Here is a 17,635-nt window from a genome sequence, read left to right as displayed (position 1 = left end):
AGATCATTTATTTTGAGTTTTTGGGTTCGTTTATGGTGGCGGGTGTGCTGCCATAAACGAGTCGATACCATAGACCGACAATATAAACGGACCATCGGCCCATATAGTGGGGGCCATCAAAAATATAAATTTTTTTCCCTTCATACGCCTTAATTTGAGAGATAATTTCCCAAGGATAGGCTGCACGGAATTGACCATTTTTCTTGGTTCGAAATGCTTCTAAAACAATAACCGTTTTATCTTTTCCAAGTGTCTGTTCAAGTTGATCTAAAATACGTCTAGCTTGTTCGGGAGTTCGTACTCCGACACCTACACCATCTTGGAAAAAAACGCCTGCTTGTTGAGGAAGCCAGCTTTTAACCCATAAATCGTAGTTTTCGGGTTCACTTTCACCACTATAAACACTAACCCAAATAGGTGAGGGTAATTTTTCCAAAACATGTCCTAAGGTACTTACTCTTAGCCATGTTGGGTCGGCTTCTACTGGAAAATAATAGCCTTTTAAAGATGCATCATTTTGTTCTTGAATAATTTGTGCAGATTTTTCTCCCAAAGCAACGACATTAGCACGCGCTTCATGTTCATTATATTCACCTGCTAACCCCAATATAAGATTTTTAGCCCAAGGTTGCTGTTTAATTTTTTGTAAATCAACGGCTTTTTCCCATTGAGGAAGATTGGAGTTTTTCCACCAAGATTTAGATTCAACGACTGACCATTGAGGAACAAAAGTATTTATTCCTAAGTAATGCCAGTTTCCTTTAGGAGGAGTAGTATCATTGTCAGGTTGCCAGAAGATACCCTCAATAATGGGAGGTTGCCCATGATTTTTGAACAACCCCGCATAACCCACTACACTACATATAATTAAAATAATAAAAGCAGTTATTTTAATTGGTATCTGTTTTTTCATTATTACGTCGTAACCAATACCACAAGAAGATCACTATTATCATAATTGCAGAGATAATCACAACTAATAAAAAGAATGATGATTGCTGAACTAATGGCGCTTTTTGATTACCCACAATTAATTTTTGAAGAACATAAATATTGCCGTTTTCAGAAACCAGCATTTTAGTCACATTATTTGGGATTTTATGCTGTATTTTTCCCCATAAATGCATAAAGGTTTGTGCACCGTTTTCAGAGTCTGTAATTACATCGAAGCGGTTATTGTTATAACTTACGATAAAGCCATTCGCTGCTGCGGGTGCATAAATAATATTTTGATGCATTAAGACTTGTTGCTGATAAATCTCTTTGTTCACTCTCACATTCACTGCTTGTGGGGAAGTCGGAGAGAAGCGTACTAGGTTCACTGGCATTGGTGCCTGTGTCAGCAGCATGTTTTTAGCGACTTGTCCTAAAATAATGGCAATATTTAATGCCCCTGATTGGTCATCAATTGCAATCGTTGGCTTGGTGGCTAAGGTCATTGAAAGAGCAGCAACACCATTTTTAAGTTTATGGGGAAGTTTTACCGTTGATTTGGCGGTATCAACCCAAAGTGAGCCGTGAGCATTGGGTAAACATTGAGAATTGGCAATAACCGAGTTTTCAAGTTTCAAGCTAAAGTTGGTTGTATTTGAAATTTCCTTGGCAAAGATGTTGAACTGTCGGTTTACAGGGTCGGATGCGAGATCCGCCGTTTTCATACTTCCTGCAAGTCCTCCATCAATCCATGCTGTAATATTTGAACCTTGTAATAGTCCACTTTGAATACGAAGTGCGATTTGCCCTTGCAGAATATCAGTAGGTTGCCATACTGCCGGAAAATCAAGAAATAAATTCTTTTCGGCATGATTTAGTCGAAAATCCTGAATACCTAGATCTGCAAGCGTATCAATTTTTTTAAATTGCGCCCAAGCTGGTGCTGAGATTGTAGTTGGAAAAATAGCGCTACCCGTATCAAGCTGTTGCACATAAGTTGGATTAATTAGCCCGTTAATGGCAGCGGTAAGCTCTTGTGGAGTGTGATAAGTAATAGATAGCGTCGGTACACCTTCAGCCGGTTTAGCAATTTGTACTAAGGCTCCTCCTTTGAGTGGGCTTGCCGAACGAATCACTTCAATAATAAAGTTCGTTTCAGGATTTAGATTGGTTTGGCCTGAATCAACCCATTCAATTGGCGTTACAGAACTCCACGAACTTACTAATCGGGCCAACATAGAGGCTTCGGTAATTTCTTTACGGTTATATTTTAAGATTCCGACAAAAGGTGTAGGTCGTCTAGCCTGAGGGTTAAATAAAGCGTCCGGTAGATCTTTTAAACGGTACTCATTTCGAATAGGCGTAAAGTCGAGTTGGGAATTACTCAAATAAGTTAAGTGATCAATATCTTCTGTACAGAATGTTTCTTTTGTTTGGTTAAGCGTCGTTGGTTTTGCATATTGTTGAATAATAAAATCTAAACGGTGAAAACCACTCTGACTGGCAGGAATATTAAATTTGAATTGGCCATCACCATTAAGCGTAGTGTTATAAATGAGCTTGTCGTCATATTTGACGAGTACTGTTGTGTCATTTTCAGTTGAGTAGTCACTCGAAAACTGAATGTTTTGCCATTCAGCACCTTTTCCAATATAGAAAAAGTGAGGCTCGACTGTATATTTAGTCGAGGTACTAATATCGTCGAGTTTCCATGTATAAGCATGAGTAGACATGGCAAGCAAAAAACTGGTGCTGGCAAGGAGCACTTGAGCTGTTTGGTAAAGATCAAAAGTCTTTTTCATTTATTTTTTCTCCTTGCTACGTTCCGTTTTGTACCATTGAAGGGAGTTGCCCTGTATTTTATTTTTTAGCATGTCGAATGCGGCTTTAAACACAATAAATAAGAAGATTTGTGAGTAACTTACGTAAGATAAGACAGAATAAAAATAGAGTTCTGGTTTAACTTTTTCTAAAGAAAGCGTAAACCACATTTGTGCTACATAGAGACAAAATGAGAGTCCCCACAATAGTGTAAATGGACCAGGAACTGAAATACCTGCAATATCAAGTAAGCCAAGCGTTAAGGTAATATGACTCCAGAATAAAGCCGGTACAAAAAGGATATAGCACATAATGTTATTTAGAATTTCAATCCCGATTGGGAATGGGGTTCTCAGTGCTACAGGTAAATATTTGCGTGTTACATAAAAATTACCTTGAGTCCAGCGTGAGCGCTGTTTAACGAATACGCTTAATGAAGGAGGATCCTGTTGCCAACCGATTGCATAGGGAACCCATTTAATTCGTTTTTGTCCGATAAAAATTCGAAAACTCATTTCTGTATCATCGACTAGCGATTTTTCATCAAAACCGCCCAAAGTCTCTAGAGCATCGCGCCAGATGACATAATTTGTTCCCATTAATGTTGATAGTTCAAAACGTTGCCAGCGTCCACCTTGAAAGATCCATTGGAAAAAGATGAATTCAATCGCAATAAAACGAGTCAAAATACTATCTTGCCAGTTACGGGTTCTGACTTTGCCATTTACCGCGACTAGCTTTTTATCGGCTAACAAGGTTTGGGCAAGTAATCGGACGCAATCGGGTTCAGGGGTACTATCGGCGTCGTAAACAACAATTAACTCACCTTTGGCATGGGGAAGACCATTATTAAGCGTTCTTGATTTACCTTTACCACCCATACCTTTGGGTACATTGACAATTTTTATGCAAGGATAAATTTTTGCGAGGTTTTCTGCGATTTCAAGGGTGTTGTCTTTGGAGCCATCATTGATCAGTAAGACTTCATAAGACTCTGCCGGATAGTCCTGTTGAGCAATGGCATGCAAAGTGTCCTCAATCACAACGCCTTCATTATAAGCAGGGATCAAAACACTTAAGACTGGCCATCTTTCTGGTATTGGTAAGTTTTGCAGCTCTTTTTCAGCCGTTTTGGAATACTTCCACGCTTGATAGCTTAACCATGCCCAAAATGCTTGTGGAATCCAAATACCTAAAAAGCCAAATAAAAACAGGATATCAATTGGAGCCATTTTTACGGACCCTCCTAATAATAGAAGAGATGAGCAGCAATAATAAAATTGCCCCGACCACTAAGGAGATCCATGAAATATAGCTACCAAATGTGCCGAGTAGATCCGGATACGTCGTTGTTAAAATCAGGTCAAGTGGAACAACAACAATGCTTAAAACAATAAATATATAACCTATAAGATTCGTACTTATATGTTCAGGAGTACTCTCATAATCAATATTATTAAAGTTCCAAGAAATGCCGAGTTGAGGATATCGAATATTAGATAGGGGTAAATCGGCAGGGGGATTAATAATAATTTCATAACCTGAAACATGACCGTTAAAACCCTTGGCCGAGTAAAATAAATGTTGGCCTTGTCTGACTTCTCTTGAGGGTAATGGTAAATTTGCTGAATTTAGCTGGATAATATAACTACCTGCTGGTTGAGAAATTAAATTTTCATCCCATCCCGTACTCACAAAAGCAGCCATTGGGCGTAAACCAATAGCGGTCGAAAAAGTTGCTTTTGCGGCAAAATATTGAGGTTGTTCAGTTTTAAAAAGCACAATAGGAATAGCACCTTGGCTTACTGCTTCTTTTAACAAGAAATAGTGAGGAAAACTAAATACTTCGTCTGGCAAGATAATGCCGGGTCTAATTCCGTTATGGATAAACTTTTGGAAACTTTCAGAGCTAATCTGATCAATTGTAAAGACAGGCCACCATGTATCTTGGTAAGGGAAAAACATGGAAAGATCACTAGGACTTTGAACCTCGGCTTTTATTTGCTCAGCTTTAATTTCGCAATGATAATATTGTCGATAGAATTGTTGTAATGTGGCATCTGGATATTGGCTAGAGGCGATTACAATTCCACAAATATTAAGAAGATTAGACATTAGCTCATCTCCTCGGGTGGAAGAGGAACAATTTTGTATTCCTCCTCAAGACGCAAGGTCGTAATTTCTTTTAATTTTTTTAAGAATACAGGGTCTTCTTCTGTTTTCTGCTGGCGAATCATAATACTGTAAATATTTTCCAGATCATCATCTGCAAACTGGAAAACAATCTCGTTGGGTTCATGTTGGCTCAAAATTTTAATCATTTCATTTTGAGTTGTTTTCCAGACATCATCGCCTAACATTTCTTTAATCAGACTGCGATTAAGAATTCGGATTTCGAATACTTCATAATCTTGTACATTATGGTGATCAAGTAATTTAAAAAAACTACGCTGAAAGTATTTTAAAGCACTGAGCGGGAAAATATCGCGGCGATAGTTTCGGTCATAGCTTTGAATATCACGATATTTCTGTACATTAATTTCAATATTGTGGCGTACAGCACTTAGAAAGAGCGGAATTAGGGGAATAATGAATAGTAAAAGTAACTGACGTTCAATATGTGTTTGTGCGCCTAAGTCGAGTAAAAAGTATACGGCAACCCCAATAAAAGCGACTAAACCTACAATTAAAGACAAACCGACTTCTAAAAAAGCACCTGAAATTAAAAGAAGAAGAATAAAAATCCAACTTCCTCTAAAACTCACAGGCAGCCACTCATATGCAACCATTCCCATAAATAGATGAGCTGCGATAATCCATAAGATGAGTGTTCTACCGGGGTGTTTTTGTTGCATGTGGCCTATGCTACCTTTTTTGTAATGTTAATTTTTTTATACTTTTATAATGAAAGGTGTTGATTTGCGAAGTAGTTGTTGTTTCTGTCCTTTTTAGGTATCTATTATGTTTATTTGTAGATTAAAGCCACTGTATAGTCAAACCTTGTTATTAATTTTTCATCAAAAATAAACAGAGCAGACTCAATTGTTATCTAAATATTCTTGAAAGTTTCAATTGCTTTAAGGCGTGTTTCTTTTAAATCTACTATGGGTTTTGGATAATTTAAACCAAGATCGGTTTTGCTTGAGTAGGGTTCATGAATCGTTTTATTGTCCAAATGAGCCAATTCTTTCACCCATTGGCGAATATATTCACCCTCCGGATCAAACTTCTTTGATTGAGCAATTGGGTTGAAAATCCGAAAATAAGGTACGGCATCTGTTCCTGTTGAGGCACACCATTGCCAACCGCCATTATTTGCGGCGAGGTCACCATCAATTAAATGTTGCATAAACCATTGTTCACCAATGCGCCAATCAATCAAAAGATTTTTACATAAAAACATGGCCGTAATCATACGTACTCGATTATGCATCCAGCCTGTTTGTAAAAGTTGTCGCATCCCGGCATCAACAATAGGAATACCGGTTTGACCCGTTTGCCATGCGGTTAAATGTTCTGGATTATGGTTCCATTTAATCTTCTGACTATCTTTCTTAAACGGGATGTGTTTAGAAACATGCGGAAAATCAAATAAAATATGTTGGTAGAACTCTCTCCAAAGAAGTTCGTCTAACCATGTTTGTTGGCCCTCATTGACTAAGTGAAAGTTGCCATGTTGATTACGAAAGAGTGCTTGTAAACACTGTCGAATAGATAAAATACCAATATTTAAATAAGGCGAAAGCTTACTTGTACCTTGTATATGAGGAAAATCGCGCTCGAGTTTATAATGACAAACCGATTCTTCAATAAATTGATCTAATTGTTCTAATGCGTATTGTTCGCCAACAGGCCATAAATCTTGCTGTTCTTTTGAGAGAGATGAGCAAAATAGCTTTTCAATTTCGTCTAAATCAATATTTTCCCCCTGTAAAAAATCTAGTGGTACTTCATTTTGTTTATTAGGGACCGGATAACATTGAGGTAAACCGCTTGTGTCGAGCTTTGTATAACAGGCTTTTTTGAATGCACTAAATACTTGATATGGTTGTTGTGATTGGTTACGGATTGAACGTAAAGGAAAAATAGTACGGTCATGGAATAAAAATAGTTCTTTGCCATGCCGATTTAAATAGTCTTGTACCGTTTTATCTCTTTTTAATTCATTTACGCCTATTTCGATATTGGCATACACGTTTTCAATATTATATTTCTTGCTGAAATCAGAAATAAAGTTTGCGATCTCTTTCCAATAGGGAATGACTTGAATAACTAGTGGAATATGAATTGCTGCTAACTCTTTCTGAAGCGTTCTGAGTTGTCGTAAATAAAAACTTATTTTTATTGGAGCATCGGCGTGTTGTTTCCATTGCTCTGGCGATAAGATGACTAAACCGAGGGAAGGTCCTTGCTGGCTGGCGTGCCATAAAGCTGCATGATCATGTATACGCAAATCTTGGCGAAACCAAATGAGCTGATAAGCATTTGACATGCAAGTCCCTAAAAATAAATTAACTCTATGAATATTATATAAAATAAAGACATAAAAAAAGCAAAGCCGAAGCTTTGCCTTTTATTATCTTCTAAAAGAAGACTTAGTGGTGGTGACCACCCGCACCGTGTACGTGACCGTGATCTAATTCTTCTTGAGAAGCTTCACGGATTTCTACGATTTCAACTTCAAAAGTTAAATCTTGACCAGCAAGTGGGAAGTTTGCATCAACGATAACGTTGTCACCTTCAACAGCTTTAACAGTAACGATTTGAACGCCGTCATCTGTTTGAGCTTGGAATTGCATACCTGGTTGAATGTTATCAACGCCTTGGAACATTTGAGCAGGAACTTCTTGTACTAGGTCTGGGTTGTATTCGCCATAACCTTCAGCAGCTGGTACGTTAACAGTGAATTTATCACCAACAGTCTTACCAGTTAATGCATTTTCTAAACCAGGAATGATGTTGCCTGCGCCATGCAAATAGGCAAGTGGTTCACCTTGAGATTGATCAAGTGTTTCACCCTCAGCGTTTGTTAATTTATAGTGGAATGAAACCACGTGGTTATTTGCAATTGCAGTCATGTTTTTGATCCATTCAATCAATTAAAGCGTACATCATAAAGTGAAAAATAAATTTTGTAGACTACAAAATCTCAATCTTTAACACTTTTTCTAATGCGTTTTTATCTAAATAGGGATGAACTTAAAAAATTCAACTCAATACAGCTTAATTTTTGGTCGTACTCGTCTTGTAAGTAAATCTTTCATTGTGAGTAGTCCAGCTTGAGTGTATCCGTGAATTGTTGCTTGATGTAAACGGTATAAAGATACATACATCGTTTTAGCAATATATCCTTGGACACTGACATCCCCCAGTAATTCTCCAACCGCTTTATTACGACTTAAAGACACAAGTGAACCTTTGTCATTAAAAGTAAACATCGGTTGTGATCGGCCATTTAGCCTAGCAGCCATAGCATCGACTAAAAAGCTTGCTTGTTGACTAGCAACTTGAGCGCGTGGTCCGAGAGGCGGGTGTCTTGCATCAAGTTGGCAATGGGCACAATCACCAAATGCAAATACATTAGGATCGGAATAGGTCTGTAGCGTTGCATAGACCATTAAGCGGTTAATATTGTCACGTTCGAAATCGCTAAGACTTTCAAGTAATTTTGGTGCTTTTACCCCAGCTGCCCATACCGTAACATCACTGTTGAGTTGGTTACCATTACTAAAATAGATACAGTGTTCATCAATTTTTTCAACACGGTGTTTAGTTAAAATTTCAACACCCATTTTTTGAAGCTGTTTTGCGCTATGTTCAGCTGTTTTTTCACTTAGGGCAGGGAGGATGCGTTCTGAGGCCTCAATGAGTGTAATTTTGACTTGATTCGGATGGATCTTTTTTAAACCATAGCGATAAAAGTTTTTGGTCGTTTCAATCAGTTCAGCCGCAAGTTCGACACCTGTTGCCCCCGCACCAATAATTCCAATATTTAATGTACGTTGATCGGGTTGATTTTGCGCTTCGATATATAAATGTAAAAGATCTTGCTGGAAAATATCCGCCTGTTTACGGCTATCGAGGAAATGGCAGTTTTCACGAACACCGGGTGTATTGAAATCATTTGATACTGAACCAAGCGCTAAAACCAGTGTATCGTAACTGAGTTGTTGAATATGGGTATTTTGTTCTTTAGAGACTTGAGGGGGAATTAAATCAATTATTTTCTTATCTTTATTTACTGCTGTTAATGTTCCCAACACAAATTCATAGTGGTGTTTCTTTGCATGGGCAAAATAATTGGTTTGCTCTTCGTGAGGATTTAAAGAACCCGCCGCAATTTCATGAAGTAATGGTTTCCAGATATGAGTTAAATTTTGGTCAACCAATGTAATTTTGGCTTTACCATTTTTCCCAAAAGTTTCACCAAGTTGTGTGGCGAGTTCTAAACCACCAGCGCCACCACCGACAATAACAATATGATGTAAGTTTTGGGTCATTTTTATCACCTAATTATTTTTCTATAAAAAAAGATGGCTAAATTATGCCATCTTTTCTTTATAAAATTTATTGTGCATCTGTGCACAATTTGATGTTTTTAGTGCGAATCTATAGGGTAGAGTTTTGCTGCACTGTGCTCACTTGATGAAAAGATTGAGAATAGGCTTGAGAACCACATCATAATTCTTTGGAAAATATTTGCTTCTTCAATGTGTACATCATTTTCAATTTGAAGACTGCGAATGAGCTGGTTGTTTTGATAAATTGAAACTGTTGCCAAATTCATCGCTTTCATTAACGGTGCTGTTAACTTTTGCTCATTTAACTGAATATTTACACGTGTTTGAGTTGTTTCAAGTGGAGCAATAACTTTAGGTTGTTGATTGCTATCAAGAACTTGAATACGCTGTGTAGCATAATCAAACGTATTTAAATCAATTGGTGTTGGCTCAGCATATAAAGAAGTCGTAACAATGGTTGGCTGCTTAGTTTCTACTTTAAACATTTTTAAAGTTGATTTAATGACAGGCAATTCAGCAATTAATTTTTGCTCAGGAATAACTACTTCATCACGTGTATAAGCATAAGCAAGATTCATTAATTTATCTGCAATTTCAGCACGTTTCACGGCACTTGGTGTACCTAAGACAATTACCAGTAAACGTCTTTGCGGTAAGTTCGGTGAAAATGAAGGGCGTGAAGCTGTTAGAGCCAAGTTATAACCTGCTGCTTTGGTATAGCCAGTTTTTAAGCCATCTACAGATGGATCGTATTTGAGCGCAAGGTTCGTCGCGTGGTGAAAACGTTGATTGTAGCTAAAGCTCGGCATTTTCGAATAATGTAAATATTCAGGGGTCTGGTGAATCACTGCCTGACTTAATAAGCTCAAATCATGAGCTGTCGTGTAATGATCCGGCATTGTAATACCAGCAGGGTTACTAAAGTGCGTGTCTTTCATACCCAGTGCTTGTGCTTCTTGATTCATACGTTGTACGAAATGAGGCACATCACCAGAAATTTTTTCAGCCAAAGTCACAGCTGCATCATTTGCAGACATAACAATTAAACCAGCCAAGAGCTGATCAACTGAAATTTGCTCGCCCGCTTTGAGGTACATTTGTGATTCATCCCACTGCACCACGCTTACGACTGGTGTTGCAGTAATGACTTCGTTCAGTTTTAACTTTCCAGCCTTAATCTCTTTTAATGCAATGTAGGCCACCATCATTTTAGTTAAAGATGCTGGCGCACGTTGTACATGACTATTATGCTCAGCAATAATTTGACCAGATTGGGTATCTACAATTGTCCATGCAGCGGCTTCAACACTTTCAGGAGCAATATTAAGTAGAGCAGCATTGGTAAGAGTAGTACAGAAAATACTAAACAGCGTAAAAAGAGATAGGAAGAATTTCACTAGGTGACCTTGACGTTTACTGGCAAATACGGAACACAGATGCCCAGCATGCTATGCCTTTTTTTTGTAGAAGGCTAGTGTGAATTGTTGCCAAAAAATACATCTACGCAAGTCGATACAAAAAAGTGATAATCTAATGTGAAACCGTTCTTATTTTTAAATTGAAGAATTTATGTTGCATTATCAAATTGAGTTCGATGATTACAAACAACACCTTGTTCACGTGACAATTCGCTTTTTAGCGAATCCAAATCAGGAACTATGGTTACCAACGTGGATTCCGGGCAGTTATCTCATTCGAGAGTTTTCTAAGCACATCGAGGCAGTAAAGGCCTATGATGAAGCTGGACGCATGCTCAATATTAAAAAGACTGAAAAAAATCGCTGGCGTTTATTTAACACCGATCACGAGTTAATTACTGTTGAATATGATGTTTATGCATATGATTTATCAGTACGTGGCGCTTATGTAGATCAAACGCGTTTATATATTAACCCTGCCTGTGTGTGTTTAGGCTTAGAAGGCCAAGAACAATCTGCATGTGAATTAGAAATCTTTTTGCCGGATGAATTAAAACACTTTCAGTTAGCAACAGGATTAGCTTCAAAAAGTTTAGTAAAAGGACGTTTTACTTTAAAAGCTGATCATTATGATCAACTCATTGATAGTCCATTTGAACTGGCTGATCAAACGCGTTTTAGCTTCGAAACGCATGGAATTGAACATGAGTTTGTAATTTCAGGTACTCACGCTACGAATGTTGATCGTTTAAAAACGGATATTGAAAAAATTTGTGCAGCCGAAATTGATCTGTTTGGTTCAGCACCGTTTAAAAACTATACCTTCATGACTATGGCAACAGGGAATAGTTACGGTGGGTTAGAGCATTGCAATAGCACAAGTCTGATTACTCCACGAGATGATTTGCCGAAATCGAATGAACCTACTGAACCTTCGAAAGATTATCAACGTTTCTTAGGTCTATGCAGTCATGAATATTTTCATTCTTGGTTAGTAAAGTTTATCCGTCCAGAAAATTTTGCGAACTACAACCTGCATCAAGAAGGCTATACCTCACTACTGTGGATTTTTGAAGGGTTTACTTCGTATTACGATGATTTAATTTTATTGCGCAGTGGCGTGATTTCCCAAAAGTCTTATTTAGATTTGTTAAAGTCACAGATTGATCGCTATTTGCAAAACCCGGGACGTTTTGTTCAAACAGTAGCAGAATCAAGTTTTGATGCTTGGATTAAATTTTATCGTCAAGATGAAAATTCGAATAATGCAGGCACGAGCTATTATAACAAAGGTGCATTAGTTGCCTTGTGTTTGGACTTAGGCTTACGTTTACGTGGTTCTAGCCTTGATGCCTTAATGCGTCGATTGTATGAAAATACGCAAAACGGTGTTCAGGTTAATGAGCGTACAATTTTTGATTTATGCGAAGAGCTAACAGGCGATAGTTGGGTAGAGCAAATCAATCATTTGATTAATACTACTGAAGAGTTACCACTCGATCAGTTATTTCCTGAGTTTGGTTTAAGTTATACGCTTAAAAATGATAAGACTTTAGCTTATGGTTTAAAGCTAGCTGATAAGCCTGAAGGTGTGTTAGTACAAAATGCTCACCGTGAGGGAGCTGGTGCTAAAGCGGGTATTTCTGCTAATGATGTCATTATTGCAATTGATGGACTAAAAGCGACCACAAAACTTATTGAGAAATATGCTAAACAAAAGGGTAATTACTCAGTCTTGGCTTTCCGCCGTGATGAGTTATTGTCGTTTGAAGTTACAAGTGACAGCATAAACTTAACTGAAGTTGAACTTATTATTGAAGATCAAAGCAAAGCTGACAAATGGTTAAAAGCCTAAATAACCGTTAATTAATTTATAAAAAACCGATGTTTCGTGCATCGGTTTTTGTTTTTTCTTAATTTCAAAACATAGAAAGAGTCTTTATCTTTGAGTTTGTTTTGAATGAAAAGTATAATAATTGTCAGAACTCTGAAAGATATCTCATGTAATTTAAGACTGTTCTATACCTATAAAGTTGGTAAAAGCACATTTATTACCATAAGTTAGGTATAAGATTATTATCGATAGATTTAAATTATGTATTATTTCGCTGCGAAATGTCGTTATCACTGGATATTTCGTTGACTGAAAGCCAATGAGAGCCGATACTCTCAGGGTTTTATTTAAGCATATCGGTTCGTAGGCACTGGGCCAAAAGCTCGGTCCTCAAAACTCAATTCAACGGAAGGGGCTATATATGGCTGGTGAAAAGTCAACCATCATTTACACACTGACTGACGAGGCGCCATTATTGGCGACTTATTCGCTACTGCCGATCATTGAGACCTTTACTAAGCCAGCTGGTATCGAGATTGTTAAAAGTGACATCTCTGTAGCTGCACGTGTGCTCGCAGAATTCGCTGACTACCTAAGTGAAGAGCAAAAGGTATCCGACAACCTTGCTGAGCTAGGTCGTCTTACACAAGATCCAGATACTAACATTATCAAACTCCCAAATATTAGTGCCTCTGTTGCGCAATTGACAGCATGTATTAAAGAACTTCAATCTAAAGGTTATGCAATTCCTGACTATCCGGAAAACCCAGCGACTGAAGAAGAAAAAACAATCAAAGCTCGTTATGGCAAATGCCTAGGTTCAGCAGTAAACCCTGTTCTTCGTGAAGGTAACTCTGACCGTCGTGCTCCTGCTGCCGTTAAAAATTACGCTAAGAAACACCCTCACTCAATGAGCGAGTGGAAACAATGGTCACAAACTCACGTTTCACACATGGAAGAAGGTGACTTCTACCACGGTGAAAAGTCAATGACACTTGACCGTCCACGCAATGTAAAAATGGAACTTATCACAAACAGTGGTAAGAGCATTGTTCTTAAGCCAAAAGTTGCGCTTCAAGAAGGCGAAATCATTGACTCAATGTTCATGAGCAAAAAAGCGCTTTGCGACTTCTATGAGAAACAACTTGATGACTGCCGTGAAGCAGGAATTTTATTCTCATTACACGTAAAAGCGACAATGATGAAAGTTTCACACCCGATCGTTTTCGGTCACTGTGTGAAAATCTACTATAAAGAAGCTTTCGAAAAACACGGTAAGTTGTTTGACGAATTAGGTATTAACGTAAATAACGGTATGGCTGGGTTATACGAGAAAATCGAAACTCTTCCGACCTCATTACGTGAAGAAATCATTGAAGATTTACATGCTTGCCAAGAACACCGTCCTGCACTTGCGATGGTTGACTCAGCAAAAGGCATCACTAACTTCCATTCACCTAACGACATCATCGTAGATGCTTCTATGCCTGCAATGATCCGTGCTGGTGGTAAAATGTGGGGTGCTGATGGTAAGCAATACGATGCTAAAGCAGTGATGCCAGAATCAACATTTGCCCGTATTTACCAAGAAATGATTAATTTCTGTAAATGGCATGGTAACTTTGATCCAAAAACAATGGGTACAGTACCAAACGTTGGTTTGATGGCTCAAAAAGCTGAAGAATACGGTTCTCACGACAAGACTTTTGAAATTCCTGAAGCAGGTATTGCAAATATTACTGATCTTGACACTGGTGAAGTGTTATTGACTCAAAATGTTGAAGAAGGCGATATCTGGCGTATGTGTCAGGTGAAAGACGCTCCGATTCGTGACTGGGTAAAACTTGCAGTAACTCGTGCACGTAACTCAGGCATGCCTGCGATCTTCTGGCTTGACCCATACCGTCCACACGAAAATGAATTGATCAAGAAAGTACAGAAGTATTTAAAAGATCACGATACGACTGGTCTTGATATCCAGATCATGTCTCAAGTACGTGCAATGCGTTACACACTTGAGCGTGTAGTTCGTGGCCTCGATACAATTTCTGTAACCGGTAACATCTTACGCGACTACTTAACTGACTTGTTCCCAATTATGGAACTTGGTACTTCTGCGAAAATGTTGTCTATCGTTCCGCTTATGGCGGGTGGTGGCATGTACGAAACTGGTGCGGGTGGTTCAGCACCTAAACACGTGCAACAACTTGTTGAAGAAAACCACTTACGTTGGGATTCGCTTGGTGAGTTCCTTGCGCTTGCAGTTTCTCTAGAAGAAATGGGTATTAAAGAAAATAATGCTCGTGCGAAGTTACTTGCGAAGACACTTGATGAAGCGACTGGTAAATTGCTTGACAATGACAAGTCTCCATCACGTCGTACAGGCGAACTTGACAACCGTGGCAGTCACTTCTACTTGTCACTTTACTGGGCAGAAGCACTTGCTGCACAGAACGAAGATGCTGAGTTGAAAGCTAAATTTGCTCCACTTGCAAAAGCATTAGCTGAAAACGAACAGAAGATCGTTGCTGAGCTTGCTCAAGTACAAGGTAAGCCAGCTGATATCGGTGGTTACTATGCAGTTGACCCAGCGAAAGTAAGCGCTGTAATGCGTCCAAGTGCTACATTCAATGCAGCGCTTTCAACTGTTCAGGCTTAATTACTAATTCATTAGTACATAGCTAAAAGCCGGTGCATAAGCACCGGCTTTTTATTTTTATAAAATAAAAGTCATTAAAAAAAGCCCACTAACGTGAGCTTTAAAACTTAAATATTTTTATCGGCTATTGCTGCGGCTACGACCACGTGGTGCTTTGGTATTTGGACGCGTTGTACCGTTAGTCTTACGACGCGGTTTTTCACTTTCATCCATTTGCCAAATACGCTTTGTACCAGATTTTTTCGCAGAACCATCTTTGTTCTTGCGAACCATTGGCTTACCGCCAGTGCCACCCGGTTTTTTCACATATGAACGTGAACGATAAGGTTGTTCAGCCGGAACATCTTTAAAGTCTGGGTAGAGTAGAGGCTCAATTTCTTTGGTTTCGCCCGGTTGTAATCCCAATTGAACTAAGTCAATCGTACCAATTTTTGTACGAATGAGACGTAAAGTCGGAAAACCTACCGCAGAGGTCATGCGACGAACTTGGCGGTTACGACCTTCACAAATAGAGATTTCAATCCAAGATGTTGGAATGCTGGCACGGTAACGTACAGGAGGATCGCGGTCCCATAACCATTCAGGCTCACTTACCTTAATTGCTTTAGCTGGTAAAGTCATACCATCATTAAGCTCTACACCCTTACGAAGCTGCTCGAGCGCTTCTTCGGTTACATCGCCATCAACTTGAACTAAATACGTTTTGTATTTTTTATTCGCAGGGTTGGTAATGAACTGATTCAAACCACCATGATCAGTTAAGAAAACTAAACCCTCAGAGTCCATATCAAGACGGCCTGCTATGCGCAAAGTCGGGTCATCTACAAAGTCAGAGACCGTCATGTGTGCTTCGTCTTTACGAAACTGGGAGAGAACGTCATATGGTTTGTTGAGAATGACGATTTTCATAAAAAATGACTTCTTCTTTCAAATAAGCGGTAAAAACATTGAGCTATATTTAAGTGCGAAATTTGCTTATTTCCCACATAAATCTCAAAAAGGGTTAAATTCGATTAAGCTATTATGCGTTAATAAAAGTTGAAAGTATTGTTTATCGATAATTATTTTTGTTTGGTTAGTTAAATATTATAAAAGGGAGAATCTACATAATGGGTTATCAGAAGATCGTGGTTCCTGCCGACGGTGATAAAATTACAGTAAAAGCAGACCTGTCACTGAATGTACCAAATCATCCAATTATTCCTTTCATTGAGGGTGACGGTATTGGTGTAGATATTACACCGGCAATGAAAAAAGTTGTTGATGCGGCAATTTTAAAAGCCTATGGCGGCAAACGCTCTATTGAATGGATGGAAGTGTATTGCGGTGAAAAGGCCAATAAAATTTACGGTACTTATATGCCGGAAGAAACCTTTGAAGCGCTGCGTGAATTTGTAGTTTCAATTAAAGGCCCTTTAACTACACCAGTCGGTGGTGGCATTCGTTCACTTAATGTTGCACTACGTCAAGAACTGGATTTGTATGTATGTGTACGTCCTGTGCGTTGGTTCCAAGGCGTCCCTTCACCCGTTCAGCATCCTGAGTTAACTGACATGGTGATTTTCCGTGAAAACTCGGAAGATATTTATGCAGGTATTGAATGGAAAGCAGATTCTGAAGAAGCTAAAAAAGTCATTAAATTCCTTCAAGAAGAAATGGGGGTCACAAAAATTCGTTTCCCTGAAGGATGTGGTATTGGTATTAAACCTGTTTCTAAAGAAGGAACACAGCGCTTAGTTCGTAAGGCTATTCAGTTTGCAATAGATAATGACAAACCTTCGGTGACTCTTGTTCATAAAGGCAACATTATGAAATATACCGAAGGTGCCTTTAAAGAATGGGGGTATGAGTTAGCGTTAGATCGTTTCGGTGGTGAATTAATCGATGGTGGCCCATGGGTTAAAATTAAGAACCCTAAAAATGGTAAAGACATCATTATTAAAGACGTGATTGCAGATGCTTTCTTGCAACAAATCTTGATGCGTCCTGCTGACTACTCTGTAATTGCAACTCTTAATTTAAATGGTGACTATATTTCAGATGCTTTAGCAGCAGAAGTAGGGGGAATCGGGATTGCGCCAGGTGCGAATATTGGTGGAGCTATTGCAGTGTATGAAGCAACGCATGGCACTGCACCTAAATATGCTGGGCAAGATAAAGTCAACCCGGGTTCAATTATTCTCTCTGCTGAAATGATGCTCCGTGATATGGGGTGGACAGAAGCAGCGGACCTGATTATTAAAGGTATTTCAGGAGCGATTGCAGCTAAAACCGTAACTTACGATTTTGAGCGTTTAATGCCGGGAGCGACCTTGTTACGTTGCTCAGAATTTGGCGACGCCATAACTCAACATATGGAAGATTAAACTTTCATAGAAAAGCCCTCAATTGAGGGCTTTTAAATTCTTTAGATTTATAATATTGAAAAATAATAAAAATAAGAATATTA

General features: G+C 38.6%; 13 protein-coding genes. 3 read left to right on the top strand and 10 right to left on the bottom strand.

Annotated features, from left to right (window positions below; all coding sequences use genetic code 11):
- Positions 1-7 precede the first annotated feature (7 nt).
- From EGS71_RS07590 to EGS71_RS07550, 9 genes are all read right to left on the bottom strand, one after another.
- Positions 8-913: a hypothetical protein gene (locus tag EGS71_RS07590; RefSeq protein WP_000744230.1), complete on the bottom strand. Its 906-nt coding sequence runs from the start codon at positions 911-913 to the stop codon at positions 8-10.
- On the bottom strand, positions 891-2,735 hold the full coding sequence (locus EGS71_RS07585; protein WP_000750591.1) for a hypothetical protein: 1,845 nt from the start codon (positions 2,733-2,735) through the stop codon (positions 891-893). The genes EGS71_RS07590 and EGS71_RS07585 overlap by 23 nt, the downstream gene beginning before the upstream one ends.
- Complete coding sequence (locus EGS71_RS07580) at positions 2,736-3,986, bottom strand: glycosyltransferase family 2 protein (protein WP_000035257.1); 1,251 nt, start codon at positions 3,984-3,986, stop codon at positions 2,736-2,738.
- Complete coding sequence (locus tag EGS71_RS07575) at positions 3,973-4,869, bottom strand: hypothetical protein (RefSeq protein ID WP_000067482.1); 897 nt, start codon at positions 4,867-4,869, stop codon at positions 3,973-3,975. The genes EGS71_RS07580 and EGS71_RS07575 overlap by 14 nt, the downstream gene beginning before the upstream one ends.
- Entirely contained in the window at positions 4,869-5,609 is a 741-nt protein-coding gene (locus EGS71_RS07570) for a hypothetical protein (protein ID WP_001186260.1), read from the bottom strand. Before EGS71_RS07570 ends, EGS71_RS07575 begins: the two co-directional genes overlap by 1 nt.
- Positions 5,610-5,803: 194 nt before the next feature.
- The gene (locus EGS71_RS07565) at positions 5,804-7,246 is read right to left on the bottom strand and encodes a cryptochrome/photolyase family protein (protein WP_000063721.1); all 1,443 of its coding nucleotides are present in this window, start codon (positions 7,244-7,246) and stop codon (positions 5,804-5,806) included.
- Positions 7,247-7,349: 103 nt separating this feature from the next.
- On the bottom strand, positions 7,350-7,832 hold the full coding sequence (locus EGS71_RS07560; protein WP_000123995.1) for an FKBP-type peptidyl-prolyl cis-trans isomerase: 483 nt from the start codon (positions 7,830-7,832) through the stop codon (positions 7,350-7,352).
- Positions 7,833-7,967: 135 nt separating this feature from the next.
- Entirely contained in the window at positions 7,968-9,254 is a 1,287-nt protein-coding gene (locus EGS71_RS07555; protein WP_000193164.1) for an NAD(P)/FAD-dependent oxidoreductase, read from the bottom strand.
- Positions 9,255-9,352: 98 nt separating this feature from the next.
- Positions 9,353-10,672 carry a D-alanyl-D-alanine carboxypeptidase PBP6B gene (locus EGS71_RS07550; protein WP_000667907.1) on the bottom strand — a complete coding sequence of 440 codons (1,320 nt, stop codon included), beginning with the start codon at positions 10,670-10,672 and terminating at the stop codon, positions 9,353-9,355.
- A 172-nt stretch (positions 10,673-10,844) separates the two neighbouring features.
- Between EGS71_RS07550 and EGS71_RS07545 the strand changes: the two genes are divergently transcribed.
- Together EGS71_RS07545 and EGS71_RS07540 are read left to right on the top strand one after the other, a co-directional pair.
- A complete protein-coding gene (locus tag EGS71_RS07545) occupies positions 10,845-12,548 on the top strand; it encodes a M61 family metallopeptidase (RefSeq protein WP_000903516.1) in 1,704 nt (567 codons plus the stop codon).
- A 400-nt stretch (positions 12,549-12,948) separates the two neighbouring features.
- A complete protein-coding gene (locus EGS71_RS07540; RefSeq protein ID WP_000896679.1) occupies positions 12,949-15,186 on the top strand; it encodes an NADP-dependent isocitrate dehydrogenase in 2,238 nt (745 codons plus the stop codon).
- A gap of 117 nt (positions 15,187-15,303) precedes the next feature.
- Here the strand turns inward: EGS71_RS07540 and EGS71_RS07535 are convergent, their stop codons facing one another.
- Complete coding sequence (locus EGS71_RS07535) at positions 15,304-16,095, bottom strand: rRNA large subunit pseudouridine synthase E (RefSeq protein WP_000706555.1); 792 nt, start codon at positions 16,093-16,095, stop codon at positions 15,304-15,306.
- Between the two features lie 200 nt (positions 16,096-16,295).
- Here EGS71_RS07535 and icd point away from each other — a divergent pair, with 200 nt between their 5' ends.
- Positions 16,296-17,552 (top strand): NADP-dependent isocitrate dehydrogenase, encoded by a 1,257-nt coding sequence (gene icd / locus EGS71_RS07530; RefSeq protein ID WP_000542120.1) that lies wholly within the window; start codon positions 16,296-16,298, stop codon positions 17,550-17,552.
- Positions 17,553-17,635 lie beyond the last annotated feature (83 nt).

This window comes from Acinetobacter sp. FDAARGOS_559, from assembly GCF_003940475.1.
GTDB classification, from domain to species: domain Bacteria; phylum Pseudomonadota; class Gammaproteobacteria; order Pseudomonadales; family Moraxellaceae; genus Acinetobacter; species Acinetobacter baumannii.
This window is presented reverse-complemented; position numbering and strand designations above follow the sequence as displayed.

Bases quoted from the DNA above. Each gene is read 5' to 3' on its own strand.
- EGS71_RS07590 (WP_000744230.1), bottom strand. From the start codon at position 913: ATGAAAAAACAGATACCAATTAAAATAACTGCTTTTATTATTTTAATT.
- EGS71_RS07585 (WP_000750591.1), bottom strand. From the start codon at position 2,735: ATGAAAAAGACTTTTGATCTTTACCAAACAGCTCAAGTGCTCCTTGCC.
- EGS71_RS07580 (WP_000035257.1), bottom strand. From the start codon at position 3,986: ATGGCTCCAATTGATATCCTGTTTTTATTTGGCTTTTTAGGTATTTGG.
- EGS71_RS07575 (WP_000067482.1), bottom strand. From the start codon at position 4,869: ATGTCTAATCTTCTTAATATTTGTGGAATTGTAATCGCCTCTAGCCAA.
- EGS71_RS07570 (WP_001186260.1), bottom strand. From the start codon at position 5,609: ATGCAACAAAAACACCCCGGTAGAACACTCATCTTATGGATTATCGCA.
- EGS71_RS07565 (WP_000063721.1), bottom strand. From the start codon at position 7,246: ATGTCAAATGCTTATCAGCTCATTTGGTTTCGCCAAGATTTGCGTATA.
- EGS71_RS07560 (WP_000123995.1), bottom strand. From the start codon at position 7,832: ATGACTGCAATTGCAAATAACCACGTGGTTTCATTCCACTATAAATTA.
- EGS71_RS07555 (WP_000193164.1), bottom strand. From the start codon at position 9,254: ATGACCCAAAACTTACATCATATTGTTATTGTCGGTGGTGGCGCTGGT.
- EGS71_RS07545 (WP_000903516.1), top strand. From the start codon at position 10,845: ATGTTGCATTATCAAATTGAGTTCGATGATTACAAACAACACCTTGTT.
- EGS71_RS07540 (WP_000896679.1), top strand. From the start codon at position 12,949: ATGGCTGGTGAAAAGTCAACCATCATTTACACACTGACTGACGAGGCG.
- EGS71_RS07535 (WP_000706555.1), bottom strand. From the start codon at position 16,095: ATGAAAATCGTCATTCTCAACAAACCATATGACGTTCTCTCCCAGTTT.
- icd (WP_000542120.1), top strand. From the start codon at position 16,296: ATGGGTTATCAGAAGATCGTGGTTCCTGCCGACGGTGATAAAATTACA.